At 73.1% G+C, this 24,754-nt stretch carries 24 protein-coding genes; 7 read left to right on the forward strand and 17 right to left on the reverse strand.

From position 1 onward, the window contains the following. Positions 1–248: 248 nt before the first annotated feature. Complete coding sequence (locus ABZ693_RS25445) at positions 249–1,589, forward strand: UDP-glucose dehydrogenase family protein (RefSeq protein WP_359881488.1); 1,341 nt, start codon at positions 249–251, stop codon at positions 1,587–1,589. An 87-nt stretch (positions 1,590–1,676) separates the two neighbouring features. Here the strand turns inward: ABZ693_RS25445 and ABZ693_RS25450 are convergent, their stop codons facing one another. Genes ABZ693_RS25450 through ABZ693_RS25460 form a run of 3 tightly spaced genes read right to left on the reverse strand, consistent with a single transcriptional unit; the run spans position 1,677 to position 4,709 of the window. Then, on the reverse strand, positions 1,677–2,921 hold the full coding sequence (locus ABZ693_RS25450; RefSeq protein WP_359881491.1) for a dipeptidase: 1,245 nt from the start codon (positions 2,919–2,921) through the stop codon (positions 1,677–1,679). Continuing rightward, entirely contained in the window at positions 2,918–3,415 is a 498-nt protein-coding gene (purE, locus tag ABZ693_RS25455) for a 5-(carboxyamino)imidazole ribonucleotide mutase (protein ID WP_359881628.1), read from the reverse strand. The genes ABZ693_RS25450 and purE overlap by 4 nt, the downstream gene beginning before the upstream one ends. 34 nt (positions 3,416–3,449) lie before the next feature. After that, positions 3,450–4,709, reverse strand: coding sequence for a 5-(carboxyamino)imidazole ribonucleotide synthase (locus tag ABZ693_RS25460; RefSeq protein WP_435842534.1), 1,260 nt, complete (start codon positions 4,707–4,709; stop codon positions 3,450–3,452). A 100-nt stretch (positions 4,710–4,809) separates the two neighbouring features. On the opposite strand from ABZ693_RS25460, the gene ABZ693_RS25465 reads away from it, so the two are divergent. Beyond that, entirely contained in the window at positions 4,810–5,349 is a 540-nt protein-coding gene (locus ABZ693_RS25465) for a GtrA family protein (protein ID WP_359881494.1), read from the forward strand. Positions 5,350–5,366: 17 nt separating this feature from the next. Here ABZ693_RS25465 and ABZ693_RS25470 read toward each other — a convergent pair whose 3' ends face one another. Both ABZ693_RS25470 and ABZ693_RS25475 read right to left on the reverse strand, forming a co-directional pair. After that, positions 5,367–6,632, reverse strand: a complete 1,266-nt coding sequence (locus tag ABZ693_RS25470; protein ID WP_359881497.1) for a sensor histidine kinase — start codon at positions 6,630–6,632, stop codon at positions 5,367–5,369. 73 nt (positions 6,633–6,705) lie between these two features. Beyond that, complete coding sequence (locus ABZ693_RS25475) at positions 6,706–7,383, reverse strand: response regulator transcription factor (RefSeq protein ID WP_359881500.1); 678 nt, start codon at positions 7,381–7,383, stop codon at positions 6,706–6,708. A gap of 432 nt (positions 7,384–7,815) precedes the next feature. On the opposite strand from ABZ693_RS25475, the gene ABZ693_RS25480 reads away from it, so the two are divergent. Then, positions 7,816–9,336 carry a peptide MFS transporter gene (locus ABZ693_RS25480; RefSeq protein WP_359881503.1) on the forward strand — a complete coding sequence of 507 codons (1,521 nt, stop codon included), beginning with the start codon at positions 7,816–7,818 and terminating at the stop codon, positions 9,334–9,336. Positions 9,337–9,425: 89 nt separating this feature from the next. On the opposite strand, the gene ABZ693_RS25485 is transcribed toward ABZ693_RS25480, so the two are convergent. The 6 genes from ABZ693_RS25485 to ABZ693_RS25510 form a co-directional block, all read right to left on the reverse strand. After that, entirely contained in the window at positions 9,426–10,835 is a 1,410-nt protein-coding gene (locus ABZ693_RS25485) for a hypothetical protein (RefSeq protein WP_435842537.1), read from the reverse strand. Positions 10,836–10,882: 47 nt separating this feature from the next. Continuing rightward, positions 10,883–11,947, reverse strand: coding sequence for a hypothetical protein (locus ABZ693_RS25490; protein ID WP_359881506.1), 1,065 nt, complete (start codon positions 11,945–11,947; stop codon positions 10,883–10,885). After that, positions 11,944–12,852, reverse strand: coding sequence for a COG1361 family protein (locus ABZ693_RS25495; protein ID WP_359881508.1), 909 nt, complete (start codon positions 12,850–12,852; stop codon positions 11,944–11,946). Before ABZ693_RS25495 ends, ABZ693_RS25490 begins: the two co-directional genes overlap by 4 nt. Continuing rightward, on the reverse strand, positions 12,852–13,526 hold the full coding sequence (locus ABZ693_RS25500) for a peptidase (RefSeq protein ID WP_359881635.1): 675 nt from the start codon (positions 13,524–13,526) through the stop codon (positions 12,852–12,854). The genes ABZ693_RS25495 and ABZ693_RS25500 overlap by 1 nt, the downstream gene beginning before the upstream one ends. Before the next feature lie 206 nt (positions 13,527–13,732). Next, the gene (locus ABZ693_RS25505; protein WP_359881511.1) at positions 13,733–14,161 is read right to left on the reverse strand and encodes an ATP-binding protein; all 429 of its coding nucleotides are present in this window, start codon (positions 14,159–14,161) and stop codon (positions 13,733–13,735) included. 138 nt (positions 14,162–14,299) lie between these two features. After that, positions 14,300–14,665: an STAS domain-containing protein gene (locus ABZ693_RS25510; RefSeq protein WP_359881513.1), complete on the reverse strand. Its 366-nt coding sequence runs from the start codon at positions 14,663–14,665 to the stop codon at positions 14,300–14,302. Positions 14,666–14,848: 183 nt separating this feature from the next. Between ABZ693_RS25510 and ABZ693_RS25515 the strand changes: the two genes are divergently transcribed. After that, positions 14,849–15,682: an RNA polymerase sigma factor SigF gene (locus ABZ693_RS25515; protein WP_359881515.1), complete on the forward strand. Its 834-nt coding sequence runs from the start codon at positions 14,849–14,851 to the stop codon at positions 15,680–15,682. Beyond that, positions 15,679–15,966 (forward strand): phosphotransferase, encoded by a 288-nt coding sequence (locus ABZ693_RS25520; RefSeq protein WP_359881518.1) that lies wholly within the window; start codon positions 15,679–15,681, stop codon positions 15,964–15,966. The genes ABZ693_RS25515 and ABZ693_RS25520 overlap by 4 nt, the downstream gene beginning before the upstream one ends. Positions 15,967–15,981: 15 nt before the next feature. On the opposite strand, the gene ABZ693_RS25525 is transcribed toward ABZ693_RS25520, so the two are convergent. After that, positions 15,982–16,524, reverse strand: a complete 543-nt coding sequence (locus ABZ693_RS25525) for a hypothetical protein (protein ID WP_359881521.1) — start codon at positions 16,522–16,524, stop codon at positions 15,982–15,984. 178 nt (positions 16,525–16,702) lie between these two features. On the opposite strand from ABZ693_RS25525, the gene ABZ693_RS25530 reads away from it, so the two are divergent. Beyond that, positions 16,703–17,086 (forward strand): hypothetical protein, encoded by a 384-nt coding sequence (locus ABZ693_RS25530; protein ID WP_359881524.1) that lies wholly within the window; start codon positions 16,703–16,705, stop codon positions 17,084–17,086. 7 nt (positions 17,087–17,093) lie between these two features. Here the strand turns inward: ABZ693_RS25530 and ABZ693_RS25535 are convergent, their stop codons facing one another. Genes ABZ693_RS25535 through hutU form a run of 5 tightly spaced genes read right to left on the reverse strand, consistent with a single transcriptional unit; the run spans position 17,094 to position 23,285 of the window. Continuing rightward, a complete protein-coding gene (locus ABZ693_RS25535; RefSeq protein ID WP_359881527.1) occupies positions 17,094–17,738 on the reverse strand; it encodes a 4a-hydroxytetrahydrobiopterin dehydratase family protein in 645 nt (214 codons plus the stop codon). 21 nt (positions 17,739–17,759) lie between these two features. Continuing rightward, on the reverse strand, positions 17,760–19,007 hold the full coding sequence (hutI, locus tag ABZ693_RS25540) for an imidazolonepropionase (RefSeq protein ID WP_359881530.1): 1,248 nt from the start codon (positions 19,005–19,007) through the stop codon (positions 17,760–17,762). A 14-nt stretch (positions 19,008–19,021) separates the two neighbouring features. Continuing rightward, positions 19,022–20,374, reverse strand: a complete 1,353-nt coding sequence (locus tag ABZ693_RS25545) for a formimidoylglutamate deiminase (protein WP_359881533.1) — start codon at positions 20,372–20,374, stop codon at positions 19,022–19,024. Beyond that, positions 20,365–21,573: an allantoate amidohydrolase gene (locus ABZ693_RS25550; protein ID WP_359881638.1), complete on the reverse strand. Its 1,209-nt coding sequence runs from the start codon at positions 21,571–21,573 to the stop codon at positions 20,365–20,367. The genes ABZ693_RS25545 and ABZ693_RS25550 overlap by 10 nt, the downstream gene beginning before the upstream one ends. A gap of 17 nt (positions 21,574–21,590) precedes the next feature. Beyond that, entirely contained in the window at positions 21,591–23,285 is a 1,695-nt protein-coding gene (gene hutU / locus ABZ693_RS25555; protein WP_359881536.1) for a urocanate hydratase, read from the reverse strand. 104 nt (positions 23,286–23,389) lie between these two features. Here hutU and ABZ693_RS25560 point away from each other — a divergent pair, with 104 nt between their 5' ends. Continuing rightward, positions 23,390–24,742, forward strand: a complete 1,353-nt coding sequence (locus ABZ693_RS25560; protein WP_359881539.1) for a type III PLP-dependent enzyme domain-containing protein — start codon at positions 23,390–23,392, stop codon at positions 24,740–24,742. The last annotated feature ends 12 nt before the right edge of the window (positions 24,743–24,754 follow it).

Consider the following 24,754-nt stretch of genomic DNA (forward strand, 5'->3'; position numbering starts at 1 on the left):
ACCGCGGCGGCGAACGGAGCGATCTTCGCCTCCGCCAGCGAACGGACCGTCTCCCGGAGCATCTCGTGCTCCTCGGACAGGCGATACAGGTCGAAATCAGCGGATCCAGCCACCGTGACACTCTCCCACGCTTGTTATCTACCACTGAGTAACCGAAAGGGTAGGGCGAGATCCGGTCCCGATCCAGGCCCCCGCGCCACCCCGACTATGCTCGGGCAGGCATTCCGCCCGACCTCACTGGAGTCCGCATGGCCCTCAAGATCACCGTGATCGGCACCGGCTACCTCGGCGCCACGCACGCCGCGGCCATGGCGGAGCTGGGCTTCGACGTCCTGGGCCTCGACGTCGCCCCCGCGAAGATCGAGATGCTCGCGGCCGGGCGCGTCCCGATGTACGAGCCGGGGCTTGAGGAACTGCTCGCCCGGCATGTCGACACGATCGGGGGATCGACCGGCCGGCTGCGCTTCACCACCTCCTGGGACGAGCTCGGGGCGTTCGACGGCGACGTCCACTTCGTGTGCGTGAACACGCCGCAGAAGCACGGCGAGTACGCGTGCGACATGTCGTACGTCGACAGCGCCTTCACCTCGCTGGCGAAGGTCGTCCGCGGTGACGCCCTGGTCGTCGGCAAGTCGACCGTGCCGGTCGGCTCGGCCCGGCGGCTGGTCGGGCTGCTGCCCGAGGGGGTCGCGCTGGCCTGGAACCCGGAGTTCCTGCGCGAGGGCTTCGCCGTACAGGACACCCTGCACCCGGACCGCATCGTCGTCGGCGTCCCCGAGGGCCCGGCCGGCGAGACCGCCGAGAAGGTGCTGCGCGAGGTGTACGCGACACCGCTGGCCGAGGGCTCGCCGCTGGTGCTGACCGACTACCCGACCTCCGAGCTGGTGAAGACCGCCGCCAACTCCTTCCTCGCCACCAAGATCTCCTTCATCAACGCGATGGCGGAGGTCTGCGAGGCGGGCGGCGGCGACGTGGCCCGGCTGGCGGAGGCCATCGGCTACGACGAGCGGATCGGCTCCAAGTTCCTGCGGGCCGGCATCGGCTTCGGCGGCGGCTGCCTGCCCAAGGACATCCGCGCCTTCATGGCCCGCGCGGGCGAGCTGGGCGCCGACCAGGCGCTGACCTTCCTGCGCGAGATCGACTCCATCAACATGCGGCGCCGCGCGTCCATGGTCGAGATGGCCCGCGAGGCGCTCGGCGGCGGCTTCCTCGGCAAGCGGGTCGCCGTGCTCGGCGCGACCTTCAAGCCCGACTCGGACGACGTCCGCGACTCGCCCGCGCTGAACGTGGCCGGTCAGATACACCTCCAGGGCGGCCAGGTCACCGTGTACGACCCGAAGGGCATGCCGAACGCCCGCCAGGTCTTCCCCACCCTCGGGTACGCCGACTCGGCGCTCGACGCCGTACGCGGCGCGGACGTGGTGCTGCACCTCACGGAGTGGCGCGAGTTCCGCGACGCGCTCGACCCGGCCGAGCTGGCCGGCGTCGTCGCGTCGCCGGTCATCCTCGACGGGCGCAACGCCCTCGACCCGGTCCGCTGGCGCGAGGCCGGCTGGACGTACCGGGCGATGGGCCGGCCGACCGCCTGACCCGCCGGAGCATGCGTGAGGGGCCCGGTCCCGTACGGGGAAATCCGTACGGGACCGGGCCCCTTCTCGCGTGACGGTCGTACGGCCTCAGGCGAGCGAGGCGATCGTCGCCACCGACGGGCCCTGCCGGCTCTGCCGGTCGCGGGCCACGGCCTCAGCGTCGCGCAGTACGCGGACCGCGTTGGACCAGGTCAGCTTGGCGAGGTCGGCGGGCGACCAGCCGCGGGTGAGGAGCTCCGCGATCAGGTTCGGGTAGCCCGCGACGTCGTCCAGGCCGGCCGGGGTGAAGGCGGTGCCGTCGAAGTCGCCGCCGATGCCGATGTGGTCGACGCCGGCGACCTCGCGCATGTGGTCGAGGTGGTCGGCGACCGTGGCCGGGGTGGCGATCGGGCGCGGGTTCTCCGCCTCGAAGGCGCGGTGGACCGCCATCGCGTCGGCGGTGGTGTCGAGGTGGTGCAGGCCGTGGGCGCGCATGTTGTCGTCGGCGCGGGCGGTCCACTCCACGGCGGCGGGCAGGATGAACTTCGGGACGAACGTCGCCATGGCCACGCCACCATTGCCGGGCAGCCGCTCCAGGACGTCGTCCGGGATGTTGCGCGGGTGGTCGCAGATCGCGCGGGACGAGGAGTGCGAGAAGATCACCGGCGCGGCGGAGGTGTCGATGGCGTCCCGCATCGTCGTCGCGGCGACGTGCGAGAGGTCGACCAGCATGCCGGTGCGGTTCATCTCGCGGACGACCTCGCGGCCGAAGGCGGTGAGTCCGCCGTGCCGGGGCGTGTCGGTGGCCGAGTCCGCCCAGTCGTTGTTCTCGTTGTGGGTGAGCGTCATGTAGCGCACGCCCAGGGTGTGCAGCGCGCGCAGGGTGGCGAGGGAGTTGTTGATCGAGTGGCCGCCCTCGGCGCCCTTGAGGGAGGCGATCCGGCCGTCGGCGCGGGCCGCTTCCATGTCGTCGGCGGTGAGCGCGGGCGCCAGCTCGCTGCCGTAGCGGGCGAGGAGCTGGTCGACGGCGTCGATCTGCTCCAGGGTGGCGCTCACGGCGTGGTCGCCGGCCAGCCGGCCCGGCACGTACACGGACCAGAACTGGGCGCCGACGCCGCCGGCCCGCAGCCGGGCGAGGTCGGTGTGCAGCGCGCCGCGCTGGTCGCCGGCGATGTCGAGCTTGTCGAGGTCGTAGCCGCAGTGCTCGCGCAGCGCCCACGGGAGGTCGTTGTGACCGTCGACGACGGGGGCCTCGGCGAGCAGTTCCAGGGCCTCGGCGAGGCGGGCGGACGCGGCCTCGGTCACACCGGGGGCGGCGGCGCCCGGGGTGCCGTCGGTCTCCGCGGCGCTCATCGGGCGAATCCGAAGGAGGCGGAGCCCTCGACCTTCTGACGGAGCCGCTTGCCCTTCTCCGTCGCCTGGTCGTTGAGCTTCTTCTGGAACTCGGTCATCCGGGTCTGCAGCGCGGGGTCGTGCGCGGCGAGGATCCGGGCGGCGAGCAGGCCCGCGTTGCGGGCGCCGCCGACGGAGACGGTGGCGACGGGGACGCCGGCCGGCATCTGCACGATGGAGAGCAGCGAGTCCATGCCGTCGAGGTACTTCAGCGGGACGGGCACGCCGATGACGGGCAGCGGGGTGACCGAGGCGAGCATGCCCGGCAGGTGGGCCGCGCCGCCGGCGCCCGCGATGACCGCCTTGAGGCCGCGGCCTGCGGCCTCCTCGCCGTACGCGATCATCTCGCGCGGCATCCGGTGCGCGGAGACGACGTCGACCTCGTACGCGATCTCGAACTCGTCGAGGGCCTCGGCGGCGGCCTCCATCACGGGCCAGTCCGAGTCGGAGCCCATGACGATGCCGACGAGCGGGTGTCCGGCGGGCGTGTTACTCAACGATCGTCCCTCGCAGGTAGTCGGCGGCGTGACGGGCGCGCTCCAGCACGTCGTCCAGGTCGTCGCCGTAGGTGTTGACGTGACCGACCTTGCGGCCGGGCTTCACGTCCTTGCCGTACATGTGGATCTTGAGCTGGGGGTCGCGGGCCATGCAGTGCAGGTACGCCGCGTACATGTCGGGGAAGTCGCCGCCGAGCACGTTGCTCATCACGGTCCACTTCGCGCGCGGGCGCGGGTCGCCGAGCGGGAGGTCGAGCACGGCGCGGACGTGGTTGGCGAACTGCGAGGTGACCGCGCCGTCCTGGGTCCAGTGGCCGGAGTTGTGGGGGCGCATGGCCAGCTCGTTGACGAGGATGCGGCCGTCGCGGGTCTCGAAGAGCTCGACCGCGAGGTGGCCGACGACGTCGAGTTCCTTGGCTATGCGCAGCGCCAGCTCCTGCGCCTGGCCGGACAGCTCCTCGGAGAGCCCGGGCGCGGGCGCGATCACGGTGTCGCAGACGCCGTCGACCTGTCGGGACTCGACGACCGGGTACGCCACGGCCTGGCCGTGCGGCGAGCGGACGATGTTCGCGGCCAGTTCGCGCGCGAAGTCGACCTTCTCCTCCGCGAGGACGGGCACGCCGGCCAGGAACGCGTCATGTGCGTCCTCAGCCTTTCGTACGAACCAGACACCCTTGCCGTCGTAACCGCCGCGCACGGTCTTGAGGATGATCGGGAACCCGTCGCCCTCGGCGGCGAAGGCCGCCGCGTCGGCCGGGTCGGCCACGATGCGGTGGCGCGGGCTCGGGGCGCCGATCGCGTCGAGCCTGGCCCGCATCACCCCCTTGTCCTGGGCGTGCGCGAGGGCCGCGCGGCCGGGCCGGACGACGACGCCGTCCGCCTCCAGGGCCGCGAGGTGCTCCGCGGGCACGTGCTCGTGGTCGAAGGTGATCACGTCACAACCGCGCGCGAAGTCACGCAGCGTGTCCAGGTCGCGATAGTCGCCGACGACGACCTCGCTCACCACCTGGGCCGCCGAGTCCTGCGGGGTGTCACTGAGGAGCTTGAACTTCAGGCCGAGGGGGATGCCCGCCTCGTGGGTCATACGGGCGAGCTGACCGCCACCGACCATGCCGACTACCGGGAACGTCACCCTCTTAGGGTATCCGCACAAGTTCCGGAGCCGTCTCCGGCTGTGTTTTGTCACAGCGGGAGTGGGGTCGGGCACGGATCGCGAGCATCGGGCGCGGGCGGCCGTACGGGTGGTTAGCATGGCGTGGTCGTCGCCTTCTTACGGCGGCTTCACCCGCAGGAACCCGCACAGCCCCGAACGCGACCGCACGCACCCGAACGGACAGGACAGAGCCCTCACGATGAGTGAACCCGGCACACTGCGTCCGCGCGTCGAGCGCCTCGCCCGCGAGGTCGCCAAGTTCGGCGTGGTCGGCGGCCTCGGCGTGCTGGTGAATCTGGCCGTCTTCAACCTGGTGCGGCACTACACCGGCCTGCCGGTGGTGCGGGCCAGTCTGATCGCCACCATCGTGGCCATCCTCTTCAATTACGTGGGGTTCCGCTACTTCACGTACCGCGACCGCGACAAGTCCGGCCGCACCCGCGAGATGACGCTGTTCCTGCTGTTCAGCGCGATCGGCCTGGTCATCGAGAACGGTGTCCTGTACGCGGCGACGTACGGCGCGGGCTGGGACACCCCGCTCCAGAGCAACTTCTTCAAGTTCTTCGGCATCGGCGTCGGGACGCTGTTCCGCTTCTGGTCGTACCGCAGCTGGGTGTTCAAGGCCCTGCCGGTGGAGAGGACCGGGAAGACCGAGGCCGAGCGGGCGGTGCGTACCGCCGAGGCCCTGCTGGAGAAGACCCCGCGCCAGGCCACCCGCAAGCAGCCCGACCGGGTCTGATCCGAAGCCGTACCGCGTCAGCGGACCGGGCGCTCCGGCTCCGTACGGCTGCGCACCTCACGGCTCAGGAAGAGCGCGAAGACCGGCGGCTGCTGCTGGAGCAGTTCGAGCCGGCCGCCGTCCGCCTCCGCGAGGTCCCGGGCGACCGCGAGGCCGATGCCCGTGGAGCTGCGCCCGCTGACCGCCCGCTCGAAGATCCGCGCCCCGAGGTCGGCGGGGACGCCCTGGCCCTCGTCGGTCACCTCGATCACGGACTGGTTGCCGGTGACGCGGGTGCGCAGGGCGACCGTGCCGCCGCCGTGCATGAGCGAGTTCTCGATCAGCGCGGCGAGCACCTGGGCGACCGCGCCCGGGGTGCCGACGGCGCGCATGCCCTGCTTGCCGGAGTGCACGATGGCCCGCCCGGCGCTGCGGTAGGCGGGCCGCCACTCCTCGATCTGCTGCTTGATCACCTCGTCGAGGTCGAAGGCGACGGCGGAGCCGGTGCGCGGGTCGCGCGCGTTGGTCAGCAGCCGCTCCACGACGTCCGTGAGCCGCTCGACCTGCGTGAGCGCGATCGTGGCCTCTTCCCGGACCGTCTCCAGATCGTCGGCCACGGCGACCTCCTCCAGGCGCATGGAGAGGGCGGTCAGGGGCGTACGGAGCTGGTGGGAGGCGTCGGCGGCGAGCCGGCGCTCGGCGGTGAGCATGCGCGCGATCCGCTCGGCGGAGGCGTCGAGGACATCCGCGACCCGGTCCAGCTCGGGCACCCCGTACCGCTTGTGGCGGGGGCGCGGGTCGCCGGAGCCGAGACGTTCGGCGGTCTCGGCGAGGTCGGTGAGCGGCGAGACGAGCCGGTTGGCCTGGCGTACGGCGAGCAGGATGGCCGCGACGACGCACAGCAGCGCCACTCCGCCGGTGGTCAGGGAGGTGCGGACGACCTCGGCGGTGATCGCGGAGCGGGCCTCCTCGACCACCACGGTCTCGCCGCGCTCGCCCTCGGCGTGGCCGCGCAGGACGCTGCCGGTGGGGCGGGTGCCGAGCTCGATCGCGTCACGGCCGGGGATGGAGACGCGGGCGTACCGCTTGGCGCCGCTCTGTTCGGCGAGGATCGTCGGGGTGACCGGCTCGCCGCCGATCAGCCGGCTGTCGACGATCGACACGATCCGCAGCGCCTCGGCGTCCACGCTCTCCTGGGCGCCGGCGGTGATGGTCCGGGACTCGACGAAGACGAGGGAGCCGCCGAAGACGGCGATGACGACGAGGACCACGGCGAGCGTGGAGTTGATCAGACGGCGGCGCACCCGGTGACGTTCTCTCGTTCTCGCGTTCCCGCGTTCTTCGGCGGCTCTGGCGGCTCTGCGGGCCCTGCGGGCCCTAGTTCTTCTCGAAGCGGAAGCCGACGCCCCGCACCGTGGCGATGTAGCGCGGGTTGGCCGCGTCGTCGCCGAGCTTCTTGCGGAGCCAGGAGATGTGCATGTCGAGGGTCTTGGTGGAGGACCACCACGTGGTGTCCCAGACCTCGCGCATCAGCTGGTCGCGGGTGACCACCCGGCCCGCGTCGCGGACCAGGACGCGCAGCAGGTCGAACTCCTTGGCGGTGAGCTGCAGCTCCTCGTCGCCCATCCAGGCGCGGTGCGACTCGACGTCGATCCGTACGCCGTGGGTGGTCGGCGCGGCGGCCGGCTCGGTGGCGCCGCGGCGGAGCAGGGCCCGGACGCGGGCGAGGAGCTCGGCGAGCCGGAAGGGCTTCGTCACGTAGTCGTCGGCGCCGGCGTCGAGGCCCACCACGGTGTCGACCTCGTCGGCGCGGGCGGTGAGCACCAGGATCGGCACGGTGTGCCCCTCGGCGCGCAGCCGGCGGGCCACCTCCAGGCCGTCCATGCCGGGCAGCCCGAGGTCGAGCACGACCAGGTCGACCCCGCCCCGCAGTCCGGCGTCGAGGGCGGTGGGGCCGTCCTCCCGCACTTCGACCTCGTATCCCTCGCGCCGAAGGGCGCGGGCCAGCGGTTCCGAAATGGAGGCGTCGTCCTCGGCGAGCAGTACACGGGTCATGAGGCGATGGTAGTCCGCGGGACACCGCTGCCGTGGCGCGATCCGAAGGGCCGCGGGAGACCCTGTGGATCTTGACCCGTAAGCTGCCGAACGCCTTCGATCGCGGGCATTCGGTTCCCCGGACGCCTGTGATCCATCTCTCAAGTCCTTCCATATCCGGCAGTGTCGTGTCGTATGGTGGCGAGAGTTCTCTTGCGGTAATCCGGGACCTTTGGCCGCGTTGGCGAGCCAAGGGTCTCTTTCTGCACAAGGCCGCCGTCCGCGGTTTTGAGTCCTGGGAACAGTGAACGACCTGTGGGCCGGGTCCTGGCGCGATGACGCGTCGAGGGCGTGGATCCCGGTGGAGCGCGACCGCGTTCCCGCCGGTGCCGGCCTCCCCCACCGGGCGCAACCCGCTCACCAAGCGCGCGTCCCGACAGAGCAAGGATCGACATGGCGTCCAGCCTGACGAAGGCTTCCACCGGAACCCCTGGTTCCGAGAAGACCTTCTTCGGCCACCCTCGCGGCCTGGCCACTCTCTTCATGACCGAGATGTGGGAGCGCTTCTCCTACTACGGCATGCGGGCCCTTCTCGTCCTGTACCTGGTCTCCGGTGGCGCCGAGGCCGCCACGGGCAGCCAGGGCGGCGGACTCGCCATGACGGCCGCCACGGCCACGGCGATCTACTCCGTGTACGTGTCGATGGTCTACCTGATGGCCATGCCCGGTGGCTGGTTCGGCGACCGTGTCTGGGGCGCCCGCAAGACGGTCGCCATCGCCGGTTTCGTCATCATGGCGGGCCACGGCTCCCTTGCCCTGCCGGGTCAGGCCGCGTTCTTCGCCGGTCTCGCGCTGGTCGCCATCGGTTCCGGTCTGCTCAAGGCCAACATCTCGACGATGGTCGGCCACCTCTACGACGGCCCGGACGACCCGCGCCGTGACGGTGGCTTCACGCTCTTCTACATCGGCATCAACCTGGGTGCCTTCATCGCGCCGTTCATCGTCGGCACCGTCGGCGAGAAGGTCAACTGGCACCTCGGCTTCCTCCTCGCCGCGGCCGGCATGGGCATCGGCCTGGTGCAGTTCCTCTTCGGCACCAAGCACCTCAGCGCGCAGAGCAGCGTCGTCCCGAACCCGCTCGCCCCGGCCGAGCGCAAGAGCCTCCTGGTCAAGGCCGCCCTGGTCGTGGTCGTCGCCGCCGTCTTCTACGGCGTCGTCATCGGCATGGGCATGTACACCCTGAACTGGGCGCTCGTCCCGATCACCCTCGCCGGTCTGATCATCCCGGTCGCCGTCCTCGTCCGCATCAAGCGCGACAAGGACCTCGACAAGACCGAGCAGTCGAAGATGACCGGTTACATCTGGTTCTTCGTCGCCGCCGCCGTCTTCTGGATGATCTACGACCAGGGTGGCTCGACCCTGTCGCTGTTCGCCGACGGCAAGACCTCCGGCACCGTCTTCGGCCTGGGCTTCCCGGCCACCTGGTACCAGTCGCTGAACCCGCTGTTCGTGATGAGCCTCGCGCCGGTCTTCGCCTGGCTGTGGCTGTGGCTGGCCCGCAAGAACCAGGAACCGAACACCATCGTGAAGTTCTCGATGGGTCTGGTCCTGGTCGGCGCCTCCTTCTTCATCTTCATCGTCCCGATGAACATGGCGAGCGACGGCACCAAGGTCACCCCGCTCTGGCTGGTCTCGATCTACATGATCCAGACCATCGGTGAGCTGTGCCTCTCCCCGGTCGGCCTCTCCGTCACCACGAAGATGGCGCCGAAGAAGTACGCCTCCCAGATGATGGGTGTCTGGTTCCTCGCCGTCACCGCCGGTGACTGCACCACGGGTCTGCTCTCGCTGGCCGGTGTGAGCCTGAACGGCATCGGGATCATCGCCATGCAGGCGTCGCTGGCCGTCGTGGCCGGTATCGCGATCTACATGTACCGCAACAAGGTCCAGACGCTGATGGGCGACGTGCACTGACGCACGTACCCATGGACGTACGGCATACGGAGGGCCGTCGCACCGATTCGGTGCGGCGGCCCTCCGCCGTTTCCCCGCTGCCGGCCGCTTCAGCGGCGCAGCCGGGCCCACGGGGTGAAGGTGAACACCGCGCCGCCGAGCAGGATCACCGTGCCGGCGACGAGGGCGAGCGCGCGCAGGGTGCCGTGGTCGGCGGCGCCGGTCTCGGCGAGACCGCCGCCGCTGCCTCCTCCGGTGGTGCCCGAGCCGCCGGAGGTGCCCGAGCCGCCGGAGGCGCCTCCGGCCTGCTTCTCGGTGTCCAGGGTCAGGGACGCCTGGGCCGAGCCCTTGACCTCGCACGGGATCACGATCGGCGTGCCGCCGAGCGAGACGCTGATGGTGAGCTTCCCGGGCGTCAGGGTGGTCTTGCCGGTCGCGCCGGGCGTGTACGTCCCGGTCATGTCGGTCAGGTCGACCGGCTTGCCCGCCTCCAGCGGGGCCGGGTTGCCGGGCCCGGTGACCTTCACCGAACCGGAGTCGGCGCCCCCGAGACGGATGTCCATGGAGGGCTTGAGGGCGTCCTTGGGGAGGGCGGCGGGGCTGTTCATGACGCCCTTGGCGGTCTTGACGGTGAGGGCGTAGGAGCCGCCGTTCTTCTTGGCGCCGATCGTCACCTTGGAGGAGATGGAGGAGGGGCCGGGGGCCTGGCAGGCGAAGTTCACCGCGACTTCCTTGCCGGGGAAGTCGGTCCGGCCGCCGGAGCCGCCGGTGCTGCCGCCGCCCGAGGTGCCTGAGCCGCCGGTGCTCGACGCGGTGCCGGACGAGCCGGAGGAGCCACTGGACGAGCCGCCCGTGCCGCTGGTGCCGCCCGTGCTCGACGTGGTGCCCGTGGTGCCGGACGAGCCGGAGGACCCGCCGGTGGCAGACCCGCCGGAGGCAGACCCGCCGGAGGCCGCCGTACCGCCCCCGGACGTCGTCCCCCCGCCGCTCGTCGTACCGCCCGAGGCCGTCGTACCGCCCCCGCCGGCCGTCACCTTGATCGTGGCGCCGGCGGCGACGGTCTCCTTCGGCGCGCACTTCGTGTCGGTCGACATGACGTTGACGGTGTACGCGTCGGGCGTCAGCGTGATCTCGCCCGGCGCCGTCAGCTTCAGCGTGCCCTTCATGTCGGAGAGGATCATCGGGCTGCTCTTCGGGATGGGCGGGTTCTGCCGGGGGCCGGTCATCGTCAGCGTGCCGCTCGCCGCGCCGCCGAGCTTGACCACCCCGCTGGGCTGGACGGTGTCCTTCCCCAGGTCGAGGAAGTCGGGGTTCTTGGAGGCGGCGGCGACCGTCTTCCACACCACCTCCACCTCGTCGCCGACCTTGGCCTCCGCGGGCGCGGTGAGCCGCACCGTCGTCGTGCCCTGCACGGGTGGCAGGCCGGAGATGGCGGGCGGGATGCACTCCGTCCGATACGAGACCTCCGCCGCGGCGGCGGGCCCGGCGGCCAGCAGGATCCCCGCGCCGCCGAGCATCATCGCGACGCCGGCCGCGCCGATCCTCCGTGTCGTCGTGCGTGTCGTCCTCACGACCGTCCCTTCGTCGTCGGGCTGTTGTCTGACGGTGCGGAGTCGGGGGTGAACCACGGCAGGACGGCGGTCGGCGCGTCCGCCGAGGCCGGCCGCGGCCCGGGGTCAGGGGCGGGGGCCGGGGTCCCGCCGCGCCGGGGGTGACGGCGGCGGGCCGGGGCGCGGGCGTCCGGCGGGCGGACCCGGTCGACGACCGCCATGCCGATACGGAACAGGGCGGCCGGGACCACGAGCGCGAGCAGCAGCCAGAAGAGCGTGACGCCCCACGGCCGGCCGACCGCCCACGGCTGCTCGACCAGCACCTTCCCGCCGTACCGGACGGACACCCGGTAGTCGCCGTGGGCGCCCGCCGTCAGTTCGACGGGCAGTTTCACGAGGGCCTTGCGGCCGGGCTGGATCGTGCCGCGCCACTGCTGTTCCTCGTACTGCGGCGAGAGGACCCCGTGCCGGCTGCCGACCTCGAAGACGGGGTCCTTGACGGCGTTCTGGCCGAGGTTGCCGACCGTCACGACCACCTCGCGGCGGGCGGGCGCGCCGAACCACACGAGGACGCCGCTGGAGCCTTCGAGCCGGGCGGAGGTGAGCACCGCGAGCCGGCCGTCGCCGGTGGCCGCGGGCAGCGGGGCGGTCGGATGCCCGGCGACGGTGAACGCGACGTCCACCGTGTCCGTCCCGGCGGCCGCGCCCCGGGGGCTGGTGACGACGGCGACGTGAACCACGCAGGGGCAGGGCTTGGGCGGTTCGGCGACGGGCAGCCGGGAGCTGAAGGCGCCCCGGGCGTCGACGGTGGCGGCCCGGCCGTCGGTGTTGGCGCAGGAGTTCGTGCCGCCGATGACCCCCTTGCCGGGCTCCCCCTGGCCGCAGATCAGCAGCATGAGCAGCGCGCCGGGCTGCCAGCCGGAGCCGCTGATGGTGAGGGTGCCGCCCTTGCCGCCCTCCTTCTGCGAGAGCACGACGGCGGGCGGCTCGGCGGCCCGGGCGGCGGCGGACGGCCCGGCGGTCAGCGCCGCGAGCAGGGCGAACAGGAGTGCCGTGAGCACGGTCGTACGGGGGCGGGTCATCGCTTCCTCCTCCGTAGCGCGTACGCCGTGTACGTGACCGCGCCCGCCCCCGCGAGGAGCGCGGCCGTGGCGGCGGCGATCCCCGGCGCGGAGGCGAAGGACGCGGCCGCGCGGGCGGTCGCGGGCGGGGCGCCGGGAGCGGCGGCCGTCAGCCGGACGGTGACCGCGTCGAGGGCGGGCGGGTCGGGCCACGGTTCGGTGCGGGTGGCGCGCTCGCCGGGGCGCAGGGTGAGCGGGAGCGGGCGTTCGGGGCGGTCGAGGACGGTGCCGAGGACGCCGTCGGCGCGGACGGCGAGGCGCGGTGCGAGGGTGGTCGTGCCCCGGTTGACCAGGGTGTAGCGGACGGTGCCGGAGCGGTCCACGCGGACGTCCTCGACGGTGAGCGCGGCCAGCCGCGGGCCGCTGACCCGCAGGTGGAGCGGGACGACGGTGGTGCGGGCGGCGGCGGTCCGGGCGGCGGCCTCGGCCCGTAACGCGCCGCGGTGGTCGCCGGGCGGGGTGCCCGCGCCGACGGTGACGGTGAACGGCACGTCCGCGCGGGTCCGGGCGGGGACGGTCACCGTGCGGGCGGCGAAGGTGACCGGGGCCGGAGCGGCGTCGCCGGTGAGGCGGACGGTGAGCGGGGCGGTGGTGGGGTTGGTGACGGACAGCGTGTCCGTGAGGACGCTGCCGGCCGCGCCCTCCAGATAGACGTACGGGCGGCCGGCGGCGGGCGCCGCGCTCCAGCCACCGCCGGATGCGGGGCCGGGAGCGGCGACGGACGCGGGGCCGGGCCCGATCGCGGGCGCGGGGCCGGGGGCGGCGGCGAGGAGGGCGGGGAGCGCGAGGGCCCCGAGCCCGGCGCGTACCCCCGCTCGTACGACCCGTGCCGCCCGCCCCGCCCGCAGCGCCCGTGCCGCCGTCATCAGCGCGCCGTGGGCCGCGACGGGCGCCGGGTGAGCCAGAGCACCCCGGCCGCGCCGGTCAGCAGCACCGTGCCGCCGAGGGTGCCGAGCGCGACGGCCGAGTCGAGAGGACCGGTCTTCGGCAGCCGGCCGCCGCCGCCCGACCCCGTACCGCCGCCGGAGGAGCCGTCCCCGGACCCCGTACTCCCGCCGGAGCCGCCCGCGGCGGCCGTGACGTCCAGTTCCAGGGAGGGCTTCGGGCCGTTGGACGGCTTGCAGACGGCGGCGTCCATGCCGAGCGCGTGGACGGTGAGGGTGCCGGCGGTGAAGGTGACCCTGCCGCTCTTCTTCGGGGTGTACGTCCCTGTCAGTTTCCCTATTTTGATGGGGGTTTGGGGCGGGATCGCCTCGGTGTTGGGCTCGCCCTTGACCTGGACCTTGCCACTGTCGGCGCCGCCGACGACGAGTTCGGCGCGCGGGGTCATGACGCCCTTCGGCAGCTCGACGGGGCTGTCGGAGACGCCTTTGTCGAAGGACATCGTGACCGTGTACGTGTCGCCGTTCTTCTCGGCCGTGACGCCGACGGGCGAGACCGCGCTCTTGGGACCGATCTTCGTCTCGCAGGCGTAGTTCACGTCGACGACGGCGGCGTGGGCGGCCGGGGCCGCCAGCAGCACGGCCGAGCCGGCCGCCATCGCCACCGCCGCCGCGGCCGCCCGCGCCGCCGATGACCTCGCCACCTTCGGCGCGCCCGCCGTTCTCCTCCGGTTCGGCACCACAAGCACCCCTCACCGCACGATTCCTGACGGAGTATCAGATGGGCCGTCAAGGTACGCCCACGGCGTCGAGGAGGGAAGGGAGGCGGAGCGATGGGAGAAGGAGGAAAGGGAAAGCGCGCGCCCTACGCGGGCGCGGCGAGTTCCGCCCAGACGGTCTTGCCGGGAGTGCCCGGCGTGCGCTCGATACCCCAGGCGCGGCAGAGGCGCTGCACGATGAACATGCCGTGTCCGCCCGGCCGTCCGGCCCGGTGCGGGGTACGGGGCGCGGGCTGGCCCGCGCCGCGGTCGACGACCTCCAGGCGCAGCACGTCGGCGAGGCGCAGCACGCACAGGCTCTCCGGGCCCTCGGCGTGCAGGCAGGCGTTGGTGACCAGTTCGGAGACGACGAGCAGGACGTCCTCGGCGGCGGCCCGGCGGTCGGCGGTGGCGGCCGGGAGCCAGCCCCAGTCGTGGAGCGCCGACCGGGTGAAGTCACGGGCGAGCGGCACGGTGCCGGGGGTCGACCCGAGCGCGAGCCGGCGGACGTCGGGGTCGCCGGAGGCAGTCTCCATCAGTGCTTCACCTCACCGATTCAGCGAAACGAGGACGAGGGGGCGGGGCAGGACGCGCGGAACGGGGTCACCGTCCCCGGCCCGGAGGGGGCGAGGTCCGGGGCCGGGAGCGGACCCGGCACCGGGAGCGGGCCCGGCTCAGCCGGGGAGGGCGGATTCGATCGTGTCGTGCAGGGTGAAGACGGCGTCCGCCCCGGTGATCTCGAAGACCCGGGCCACCGTGGGCCGCATCGCCGCGAGATGGACCCCGCCGCCCGCGGCCTCGGCTCTCAGCCGGGCGCCGAGCAGGACGTTCAGCCCGGTGGAGTCGCAGAACTCAAGCTGTGAGCAGTCGAGTACGAGGCGTACCCGGCCTTCGTCGAGGGCCTGATCGAGTGGCGTACGCAACAGTTCGGCGGTGTGGTGATCGAGCTCACCCACCGGGGTGAGGACCTCGCTCGCCCCCACGGTCCGGACGTCGACCCGGAACCGCCCGGGTGCGCTGCCGATGTGCTGGCGGTACATGCGTCGAACCATACAAGTCCGGGCTCTCCCGGCGCACATGCGCTCCGCCTCAAACCATCCCTAAACAGACAATTGCCACTTGCGACCTTCACCGTCGATTGGGTAGGGCTAGAAGAACACATTCGACACGGCCGGCTTCGGAGGCGCCGCAAACCGCAGCAAAAGACCACATTGGAGGAGACCATGTCCCCCCGGCTCGACGTCACGGAACTCGCCGATCTCCCGCCGATTCCGCCCGTCGACGAGATCGCGCCGCATGACGCGCGCGCGCTGTCGAAGACCCTCTTCGCCCGCCTCGGCCAACTGGAGGAGGGCACCCACGAGTACGCGTACGTCCGCAACACCCTGATCGAACTCAACCTGGCCCTGGTCAAGTTCGCCGCCTCCCGGTTCCGCACCCGCAGTGAACCGATGGAGGACATCGTCCAGGTCGGCACCATCGGCCTGATCAAGGCGATCGACCGCTTCGAACTGGCCCGCAACGTCGAGTTCCCCACCTTCGCGATGCCGACGATCATCGGCGAGATCAAGCGGTTCTTCCGCGACACCTCGTGGTCGGTGCACGTCCCGCGCAGACTCCAGGAACTCCGCCTCGACCTCGCCAAGGCCGGCGACGAGCTGGCCCAGCGCCTCGACCGGTCGCCCACCGTCGACGAGCTCGCCCGAGAGCTGGGCCTGCCCCCCGAGGAGATCGTCGAGGGCATGGCCGCCGCCAACGCGTACACGGCCAGCTCGCTCGACGCCCCGCCCGAGGAGACCGAGTCCGACGGCGCGACGCTCGCGGACCGCCTGGGGTACGAGGACCACGGCATCGAGGGCATCGAGTATGTCGAGTCGCTGAAGCCCATGATCGCCTCGCTGCCGTTCCGCGAACGCCGCATCCTCTCCCTGCGCTTCACCGCCGGCCTCACCCAATCCGAGATCGGCGAAGAACTGGGCATCTCCCAGATGCACGTCTCGCGGCTGCTCTCGCGGACATTGGCACGCCTACGCAGGGGACTTACGCTCGACGAGTGACAAGATCACCGGAGCACGACACCGTAACCTCCCTGCTGGGGACGGGACGGTCCGCCGACGTGTACGCGCTCCCGGCGCCGCACGAGGAATGGGTCCTGCGCCGCCACCGCGACGGCGGCGACGCGGAACGCGAGGCGCGCGTCATGCGCGACCTCGCCGACCACGGCTTCCCCGTCCCCCACCTCGCGGCCGCGACCGCCTTCCGCGCGGCGGACCCGCACCTCACGGCGGAGGAGCGGGCGGGCGTGGAGGCGGCGGCGGACCTGGTGGCGACGGTCGGCTGACCGCCGGTCCCGGACCTACCAGCCAGTCCGCGCCTCGCCCAGGACGTCCAGGCCTGCGCGGGCGGCCAGTTCGCGGACGCGGGCCGGTGGGCAATGCTTGTGGACGTGGAGGAAGACGGTGTGGGTCTCGGTGCGGCGGTCCGGGGGGTCCAGTTCGAGGTCGTCGTGGTGGAACACCACCTGCACCCCGTCGTACTGGACGCTGCCGTCCGGACCGGGCCAGCGTCCGCGCCGGCCCAGCATGGCCGGGGCGTCCCCGGCCGCCGCCAGGAACGGCAGGTCCGCGTCCTCCGGCGCCTCCTCCGACCACGCCCACACCGGGAACCGGTCCGGCTCGGGCTCGCCCCAGGGGTCGTACTCCTCCTGGTCACTCCCCTCGAACGCCAGGTCCGGCACCGCCTCCGCCACCCGGAGCAGCCGCTCCGGGTCCGCGAGCACCGCGTCGACCCATATCTCGTCCTCGATCAGCTCCAGTCCCGCGCTCAGTTCCTTCGCCCGGTCGTAGGCGGCTTCTTCGTCGGTGGTCCGGTAGACGGGATAGGCCCGTGAATGCCCCATGCGGCCACCCTCACATGCCGCGCACCCGTCCTGCCAGCGCCTTTCCCCGCTCTGGACCGGGCAGGCACGGCGCGGCGAGAATCGCGGGGATGAGAAGCGGACGGCTTCGGGCGCGCGGGCCCCTCGGCTTCCGGTAGCCCGCCGGGAACGGCCCGGCGGTCGCTGCCGAGGAGTCTCGATGTCGCGCACCGCTCATCACACCCGTACCTCCTACGCCCCTGCCGCCGAGGACCGTTGGCGTCCCGGCGGTCCGTGGCATGCCGTGGTGCTGTACGACCTCCGGTACGAGGCGGGCGAGCGCGCCGCCGCCGGGCGGGAGGGGCGGCGGGCGGTGCCGCGGCGGGTGCGGCGGGCGGTGGCCGTGTACGCGTTCCCGCGCTACCAGCGGGATGCGTCCGTCGGATGCTGGGCGGCGGTGGAGGAGCGGCGTGCGCGGCAGCTGCTGCGGGCGCGGGTCGGGGCCGTCGTCGGGCTGGTGAACTCCGCGTCCGGCCCCGAGGCCGCGGACGACGTGGACGTCCCGCCCGCCCGGCACCGGCGCTGCGGGCTGTGGATGGCCTGAGGCGAAATCAGAGCGTGCCCACGCACGCCTCGTTGCCCTCCGGGTCCGCGAGGACCCAGTGGGAGGGGGCGTACGTGTCGGTGACCAGGGTGCCGCCGGCGGCGAGGGCGGCCTTGATGCGGGTGTCGGCCTCGTCGTACGGGATCCAGACGTCGACGTGGAGGCGGTTGCGCTGCGGGCGTGGGGCGTCCATCGGCTGAAAGTAGAAGGCGGCGTTGCGGCGGGCGGGGTCGATGAGGTCCTCGGGGCTGCCCGCGCGGTGGTCGTAGCCGAGGAGGGCGCGCCAGAACGGGGTGACGGCCGGGATCGACAGGGCGTCGACGGTGACCTGAACGGCGGTGAGGGCGGCGGGTTCGGCGGTCAGGTCCAGGGTGCGCGCCAGGGCCGAGACGGCGCGGGCCCGGGCCGGGTCGCCCTCCGTCAGGCCGTAGAGCGTGTCCGTCACCGTGACCAGGCGGACCGTCACGGCGTCGGGGCGCAGGTCCACGTCGGGTGCGTGGTCCGCGAGTTCGGGCAGGTCCGCGAGGGCGGCGGCGAAGCGGGCGCCGGCGGCGAAGGAGCCGGTGCGGAAACGGGCACAGGCTCCTTCGCCGAGGACCCGCCAGTCCTCGGTGCCGGGGGACTCGCGGAACTGGCGCGGGGTGATCTTCATGCGCGCCAACGTAGGGCCTGGTCAGGCCACTCGTACACCCGTGCGCCAGACCTGGGCGACCAGCGGGACGCCCGGCCGGTAGGCGAGGTGGACGTGGGAGGGGGCGTCGAGGAGGACGAGATCGGCGCGGGCGCCGACGGCGACGCGGCCGATGTCGGTACGGCGCAGCGCGGCGGCGCCGCCCGCGGTGGCGGACCAGAGGGCCTCGTCGGGGGTCATGCGCATGTCGCGGACGGCGAGGGCGATACAGAAGGGGACGGAGGAGGTGAAGGAGGAGCCGGGGTTGCAGTCGGTGGACAGGGCGACGGTCACGCCCGCGTCCACCAGGCGCCGCGCGTCGGGCCACTGCGCGCGCGTGGAGAACTCGGCGCCCGGCAGCAGGGTGGCGACCGTGTCGCCGGAGGCGAGCGCGTCGACGTCGGCGTCCGTGAGATGGGTGCAGTGGTCGGCGCTGGCGGCGCCGAGTTCGACGGCGAGCTGGACACCGGGGCCGTACGAAAGCTGGTTGGCGTGGATCCGGGCCGCGAGGCCCTTCGCCTGGCCGGCCGTCAGGATCGCGCGGGCCTGGTCGCCGTCGAAGGCGCCCTTCTCGCAGAAGACGTCGATCCAGCGGGCGTGCGGGGCGCAGGCGTCCAGCATCGGGCCGGTGACGAGGTCGACGTACGCGGCGGGGTCGTCGGCGTAGTCGGGGGACACGATGTGCGCGCCGAGGTAGGTGACCTCGTCGGTGTGCTCGGCGGCGATGCGCAGGGCGCGGGCCTCGTCCTCGACGGTGAGGCCGTAGCCGGACTTGGTCTCGAAGGTGGTGGTGCCCTGGCGCAGGGCCTCCGCCATGTAGTGGGCGACGTTGGCGGAGAGTTCGGCGTCGGTCGCGGCGCGGGTGGCGGCGACGGTGGTGCGGATGCCGCCGGCCTTGTAGGGCTGGCCGGACATCCGGGCGTGGAACTCGGCGGTCCGGTCGCCCGCGAAGACGAGGTGGGAGTGGGAGTCGACGAAGCCGGGGATCACGGCCCGGCCGGCGGCGTCGACCCGGTTGTCAGTGGCGGGTGCTTTGCTGGATTCACCGACCCAGACGACACGGTCGCCGTCGATGACGACGGCCGCGTCCTGGATCAGGCCCAGGGGGGTTCCATCACCGAGGGAGGGGTCGTTGGTGACGAGGCTGGCGATGTTGACGATGGCGGTGGCGGTCGTCGCCACGGCGCTGTTCGCGCTCGTGGGGGCGGGGGTCGCCGCCGGGCTGTTCGTCGCCGCGGGGCCGGTGTTCATGTGGGGTGTCTCCTTCAGCCGCGCAGGGCGGCGATCGAGTCCGCGAGGGCTCCGGCCGCGTCGGGGACGGTCGCGTGGACCCCGTCCCGGACGACCGTACGTCCACCGACGACCGTGTGCCGTACGTCCGCCGCGGACGCTGCGAATACCGCCGTCTCGGCTGCCAGACGCGGCGGTGGCCCCGCTGTCCTGACCGTGTCGAGGGCGATCGTCGTGAAGTCGGCGAGGGCGCCCGCTTCGAGGCGGCCGGCGTCGGTCCAGCCGAGGGCCGCATGGCCGTCGGCGGTGGCGGCGCGCAGCAGCGCGGCCGCCGTCCAGTGACCGCGGGTGCGGGTGCGCAGACGCTCGTTCAGTTCCATGGCGCGCGCCTCTTCGAGGAGGTCGACGACGGCGTGGCTGTCGCTGCCCAGCGAGAGGGGGGAGCCGGCGCGCTGGAGGGCGGCGGCGGGGCCGATGCCGTCGGCGAGGTCGCGTTCGGTGGTGGGGCACATGCAGGTGCCGGTGGCGGACCCGCCGATCAGCGCGATGTCGCCGTCGGTCAGGTGGGTGTTGTGGACGCCGGTGGTCCGCGCGCCGAGGACGCCGTGGTCGGCGAGGAGCTGGGTGGGGGTGCGGCCGTGGGCCGCCTGGCAGGCGTCGTTCTCGGCGGTCTGCTCGGAGAGGTGGACGTGCAGGGGAGCGTGGCGGTCCTCGGCCCAGCGGGCGACGGTGGCGAGCTGGTCGGCCGGGACGGCGCGTACGGAGTGGATGGCGGCGCCGATCCGTGCGCCCTCGCGCTCCTTGAGCGCCGACGCGCGCTCGGCCCAGGCGTCCGCCGTGCCGTCGGAGAAGCGCAGCTGGTGCGGTTCGGGGGCCGCGCCGAAGCCGGAGGAGAGGTACGCGGTGTCGAGGAGGGTGATGCGGATGCCGGCCTCGCCGGCGGCGGCGATCAGGGCCTCGCCCATGGCGTTGGGGTCGGCGTAGGGGGTGCCGCCGGGGGCGTGGTGGAGGTAGTGGAATTCGCCGACGGCCGTGATGCCGGCGAGCGCCATCTCCGCGTACACGGCGCGGGCGAGGGCGAAGTAGCTGTCGGGGGTGAGCCGCCCGGCGACGCCGTACATGACCTCGCGCCAGGTCCAGAAGGTTCCGGAGCCGACCTGGACGGTGCCGCGCAGGGCCCGGTGGAAGGCGTGGCTGTGGGCGTTGGCGAGGCCGGGGATCGTCAGTCCGCGCAGCACCTCCGCGCCGGGCGGGGGCGTGGCCGCCCCCGTCCGGACGTCGGTGATCCGCCCGTCCGCGACCTCCAGGAGGACGCCGGACTCGACGACGGGGTCGGTCCAGGCGTGTTCCAGCCAGTAGGTGGCAGGGGTGGGGGTGGTCACCGGCACGCGAGGCCCTCCAGTACGTCGGCGAGTGCGCGGACTCCGGCGAGGCAGTCGTCCTCGGCGGCGGACTCGGCCGGGGAGTGCGAGACGCCGGTGGGGTTGCGCACGAACAGCATGGCGGTCGGGATGGAGGCGGACAAAATACCCGCGTCGTGTCCGGCGCCGGTGCCGAGGACGGGGACCTTGACGCCGTCGGCGGACGCCTCGCCGAGGATGCGGCCGATCTCGTCGCGCAGCGCGTGTCCGAACTCCACGATCGGGGTGAAGGACTCGCGGACGACGGCGAGGTCGACGCCCTGGCGGGCGGCGTGGGCGCGGGCGGCGGTCTCGATGCCGGCGACGACGGTGTCCAGGGACTCCTGGTCGGCGGCGCGGGCGTCGAGCCAGCCGCGGACGAGGGAGGGGATGGCGTTGACGCCGTTGGGCTCGACCGCGATCTTGCCGAAGGTGGCGACGGCGCCCGCGAGTTCGGCCTGCTCGCGGGCGGCGAGGACGGTCTCGGCGTACGGCAGCATCGGGTCGTGCCGGTCGACGAGCCGGGTGGTACCGGCGTGGTTGGCCTCGCCGTGGAAGTCGTACCGCCAGCGGCCGTGCGGCCAGATGGCGGAGGCGATGCCGACGGGGTCGCCGGACAGGTCGAGGGCGCGGCCCTGCTCGACGTGGAGTTCGACGAAGGCGCCGATGCGGGCGAGCCGCTCCGGGTCCGGGCCGATGCCCGCCGGGTCGTGGCCGGCCGCCTCCATCGCCTGGGGCAGGCTGACGCCGTCGGCGTCGCGCAGCTCGAAGGCCTTCTCCCGGGTCAGCTGTCCGGAGGTGAGGCGGGAGCCGACGCAGGCGAGGCCGAAGCGGGCGCCTTCCTCGTCGCCGAAGTTGACGATGGCGAGGGGGCGCCGGAAGGAGACGCCGCGGGCGCGGAGTTCGTCGAGCGCGGCGAAGGCGGAGACGACGCCGAGGGGGCCGTCGAAGGCGCCGCCGTCGGGGACGGAGTCGAGGTGGGAGCCGGTGACGACGGCGTCGCCGGCGGTGGGGTCGCCGAGCCAGGCCCACTGGTTGCCGTTGCGGTCGGTCTCGACGTCGAGGCGGCGGGCCTCGGCCTGCATCCGGAACCAGAGGCGGCAGTCGGCGTCGGCGCCGGTCCAGGCGTAGCGGCGGTATCCGCCCGAGGCGTCGCTGCGGCCGATGGGCCGCAGCGACGTCCACATGGCGTGGAAGGAGGCACTCACGCGGAGCCTTCCTCGGAACCGGTGCCGGTGCCGGTGTCGCCCTCGCGCATCGGGACGCGGACGCCGCGCTCGCCGGAGACGCGCTCGGCGATGTCGTAGCCGGCGTCGACGTGACGGATGACGCCCATGCCGGGGTCGTTGGTGAGCACGCGGCGGATCTTCTCGCCGGCGAGCGGGGTGCCGTCGGCGACGGTGACCTGGCCGGCGTGGATGGAGCGGCCCATGCCGACGCCGCCGCCGTGGTGGATCGACACCCAGGAGGCGCCGGAGGCCACGTTGACCATGGCGTTGAGCAGCGGCCAGTCGGCGATGGCGTCGGAGCCGTCGAGCATGGCCTCGGTCTCGCGGTACGGGGAGGCGACGGAGCCGCAGTCGAGGTGGTCGCGGCCGATGGCGAGCGGGGCGGCGAGTTCGCCGGAGGCCACCATGTCGTTGAAGCGCTCGCCGGCGCGGTCGCGCTCGCCGTAGCCGAGCCAGCAGATCCGGGCGGGCAGGCCCTGGAAGTGGACGCGCTCGCCGGCCATCTTGATCCAGCGGTGCAGCGACTCGTTCTCGGGGAAGAGGTCGAGGATCGCCTTGTCCGTCTTGTGGATGTCGGAGGCCTCGCCGGACAGGGCGGCCCAGCGGAACGGGCCCTTGCCCTCGCAGAAGAGGGGGCGGATGTACGCGGGGACGAAGCCCGGGAAGGCGAACGCGCGGTCGTAGCCGGCCAGCTGGGCCTCGCCGCGGATGGAGTTGCCGTAGTCGAAGACCTCGGCGCCGGCGTCCATGAAGCCGACCATGGCCTCGACGTGCTTGGCCATGGACTCGCGGGCGCGGGTGGTGAAGCCGGCCGGGTCCTTGGCGGCGGCGTCCGCCATGTCCTCGAACGCCATGCCCACCGGGAGGTAGGCCAGCGGGTCGTGGGCGGAGGTCTGGTCCGTCACGATGTCGATCGGGGCACCCTCGGCGAGCATCTGCGGGAGCAGGTCGGCGGCGTTGCCGAGGAGGCCGATGGACAGCGGGCGGCGGGCGTCGCGGGCCTCGGTGGCGAGCTGGAGGGCGTGCGCGAGGTTGTCGGCCTTGACGTCGAGGTAGCGGTGCTCGATGCGGCGCTCGATGGCGCGCGGGTCGCAGTCGACGCAGATCGCGACGCCGTCGTTCATGGTGACGGCGAGCGGCTGGGCGCCGCCCATGCCGCCGAGGCCGGCGGTCAGGGTGATGGTGCCGGCCAGGGTGCCGCCGAACTTCTTCGCGGCGACGGCGGCGAAGGTCTCGTAGGTGCCCTGGAGGATGCCCTGGGTGCCGATGTAGATCCAGGAACCGGCGGTCATCTGGCCGTACATGGTGAGGCCGAGGGCCTCCAGGCGCCGGAACTCCTCCCAGTTGGCCCAGTCGCCGACGAGGTTGGAGTTGGCGATGAGGACGCGCGGCGCCCACTCGTGGGTCTGCATGACGCCGACCGGACGGCCGGACTGGACGAGCATCGTCTCGTCCTGCTTGAGGGTGCGCAGGGTGCGCACCATGGCGTCGAACGAGCGCCAGTCGCGGGCGGCCTTGCCGGTGCCGCCGTAGACGACGAGCTTGTCGGGGTGCTCCGCGACCTCGGGGTCGAGGTTGTTCTGGAGCATCCGGAGGGCGGCCTCCTGCTGCCATCCCAGGGCGCTCAGTTCCGTACCGCGCGGGGCCCGTACGGGGCGGGGTCCTGACATGGCGAAGCCTCCTCGGTTATTCACTCTGGTATTCACATCCTGGCCCGCTGAATAGACTTAGTCAACAGCTGCGGCGGCGCCCCGCCCGGTGGTGGGATGGACGCATGGCCACCTCCCTCGGAACGACCTCGCCGAACCGCCGGGAACACGCTCGCGACCGCGCCGTGCGCGCCGCCGTCGCCCAAGGACTCCTCTCCGCCGAGGAGCCCGTCGCCGCCCTCCTCGACACGGCCGGCATCCGCGCCTCCGCCGCCGCCCTGACCAGCGCCTTCGCCGCCGTCACCGACGCCCCCGTCCTGCACGCCTTCGCCGTGAAGGCCGCCCCGCTCGTGCCCGTCCTGCGCCTGCTGTACGAGGCGGGCCTGGGCGCCGAGGTCGCGAGCCCCGGCGAACTGGCCCTGGCCCGGGCGGCCGGGGTGCCCCCGTCCCGTACCGTCCTCGACTCCCCCGCCAAGACCCACGCCGAGCTGCGCCAGGCCCTCGGCCTCGGCATCGCGGTCAACGCCGACAACCTCCAGGAACTGGCCCGGCTCGACGGCCTGCTCCCGTCCGCCGCCGGCGCCCCGCCCGTCGGACTCCGGGTGAACCCACAGGTCGGAGCCGGTGCGATCGGCGCGATGTCGACCGCCACCGCCACCTCCAAGTTCGGTGTCGCGCTGCGCGACGACGGCGCCCGCGAGGCCGTCGTCCAGGCGTATCTGGACCGCCCCTGGCTCACCCGGCTGCACACCCACACCGGCTCCCAGGGCGTCCCGCTCCCCCTCATGGCCGAGGGCGTCCGGGCGGCCTACGCGCTCGCCGAGGAGATCAACGACCGGGCCGGGCGCCGGCAGATCGACACCCTCGACATCGGCGGCGGCCTCCCGGTGAACTTCGCCTCCGACGAGGACACCCCGACCTACGCCGCGTACGCCGGGCTGCTCGCCGCCACCGTCCCCGGTCTGTTCGACGGGCGCTACGCGCTGGTCACCGAGTTCGGCCGGTCGCTGCTCGCCAAGCACGGCACCGTGCTGGCCCGGGTCGAGTACACGAAGACCTCCGGCGGCCGCCCCATCGCCGTCACCCACGCGGGCGTCCAGCTCGCCGTCCGCACCGTCTACGCCCCCGGCTCCTGGCCGCTGCGGATCCTCGCCTACGACGCGGAGGGCCGGCCCCGCGCGGGCGAGCCGGCGGTCGTCCAGGACGTGGCCGGACCCGCCTGCTTCGCCGGGGACCTGCTGGCCACCGGGCGCGCGCTGCCGCCGCTGCGGCCGGGCGACGTGGTGGCGGTGCCGGACACCGGCGCGTACTACTTCGCCCACCACTACGCGTACAACAGCCTGCCCCGGCCCGCCGTGTACGGATTCACCCGGGCGGCCGAGGGCGGCACGGTCTTCAGCCTGGTCCGCCGGGCCCAGACCCTCGACGAGATCGTGGCGGAATCGGGCGGCGGCCGGCCGGACGCGCTGACGGCATGACCTTGCGCCCGG

Origin of the sequence: Streptomyces laurentii (assembly GCF_040635425.1) — a bacterium.
Taxonomy (GTDB): Bacteria; Actinomycetota; Actinomycetes; order Streptomycetales; family Streptomycetaceae; genus Streptomyces; species Streptomyces laurentii.

Bases quoted from the DNA above. Each gene is read 5' to 3' on its own strand.
- ABZ693_RS25445 (WP_359881488.1), top strand. From the start codon at position 249: ATGGCCCTCAAGATCACCGTGATCGGCACCGGCTACCTCGGCGCCACG.
- ABZ693_RS25450 (WP_359881491.1), bottom strand. From the start codon at position 2,921: ATGAGCGCCGCGGAGACCGACGGCACCCCGGGCGCCGCCGCCCCCGGT.
- purE (WP_359881628.1), bottom strand. From the start codon at position 3,415: ATGGGCTCCGACTCGGACTGGCCCGTGATGGAGGCCGCCGCCGAGGCC.
- ABZ693_RS25460 (WP_435842534.1), bottom strand. From the start codon at position 4,709: ATGCTAACCACCCGTACGGCCGCCCGCGCCCGATGCTCGCGATCCGTG.
- ABZ693_RS25465 (WP_359881494.1), top strand. From the start codon at position 4,810: ATGAGTGAACCCGGCACACTGCGTCCGCGCGTCGAGCGCCTCGCCCGC.
- ABZ693_RS25475 (WP_359881500.1), bottom strand. From the start codon at position 7,383: ATGACCCGTGTACTGCTCGCCGAGGACGACGCCTCCATTTCGGAACCG.
- ABZ693_RS25480 (WP_359881503.1), top strand. From the start codon at position 7,816: ATGGCGTCCAGCCTGACGAAGGCTTCCACCGGAACCCCTGGTTCCGAG.
- ABZ693_RS25485 (WP_435842537.1), bottom strand. From the start codon at position 10,835: ATGATGCTCGGCGGCGCGGGGATCCTGCTGGCCGCCGGGCCCGCCGCC.
- ABZ693_RS25490 (WP_359881506.1), bottom strand. From the start codon at position 11,947: ATGACCCGCCCCCGTACGACCGTGCTCACGGCACTCCTGTTCGCCCTG.
- ABZ693_RS25495 (WP_359881508.1), bottom strand. From the start codon at position 12,852: ATGACGGCGGCACGGGCGCTGCGGGCGGGGCGGGCGGCACGGGTCGTA.
- ABZ693_RS25500 (WP_359881635.1), bottom strand. From the start codon at position 13,526: ATGGCGGCCGGCTCGGCCGTGCTGCTGGCGGCCCCGGCCGCCCACGCC.
- ABZ693_RS25505 (WP_359881511.1), bottom strand. From the start codon at position 14,161: ATGGAGACTGCCTCCGGCGACCCCGACGTCCGCCGGCTCGCGCTCGGG.
- ABZ693_RS25510 (WP_359881513.1), bottom strand. From the start codon at position 14,665: ATGTACCGCCAGCACATCGGCAGCGCACCCGGGCGGTTCCGGGTCGAC.
- ABZ693_RS25515 (WP_359881515.1), top strand. From the start codon at position 14,849: ATGTCCCCCCGGCTCGACGTCACGGAACTCGCCGATCTCCCGCCGATT.
- ABZ693_RS25525 (WP_359881521.1), bottom strand. From the start codon at position 16,524: ATGGGGCATTCACGGGCCTATCCCGTCTACCGGACCACCGACGAAGAA.
- ABZ693_RS25530 (WP_359881524.1), top strand. From the start codon at position 16,703: ATGTCGCGCACCGCTCATCACACCCGTACCTCCTACGCCCCTGCCGCC.
- ABZ693_RS25535 (WP_359881527.1), bottom strand. From the start codon at position 17,738: ATGAAGATCACCCCGCGCCAGTTCCGCGAGTCCCCCGGCACCGAGGAC.
- hutI (WP_359881530.1), bottom strand. From the start codon at position 19,007: ATGAACACCGGCCCCGCGGCGACGAACAGCCCGGCGGCGACCCCCGCC.
- ABZ693_RS25550 (WP_359881638.1), bottom strand. From the start codon at position 21,573: ATGTGGACGTCGCTGCGGCCCATCGGCCGCAGCGACGCCTCGGGCGGA.
- hutU (WP_359881536.1), bottom strand. From the start codon at position 23,285: ATGTCAGGACCCCGCCCCGTACGGGCCCCGCGCGGTACGGAACTGAGC.
- ABZ693_RS25560 (WP_359881539.1), top strand. From the start codon at position 23,390: ATGGCCACCTCCCTCGGAACGACCTCGCCGAACCGCCGGGAACACGCT.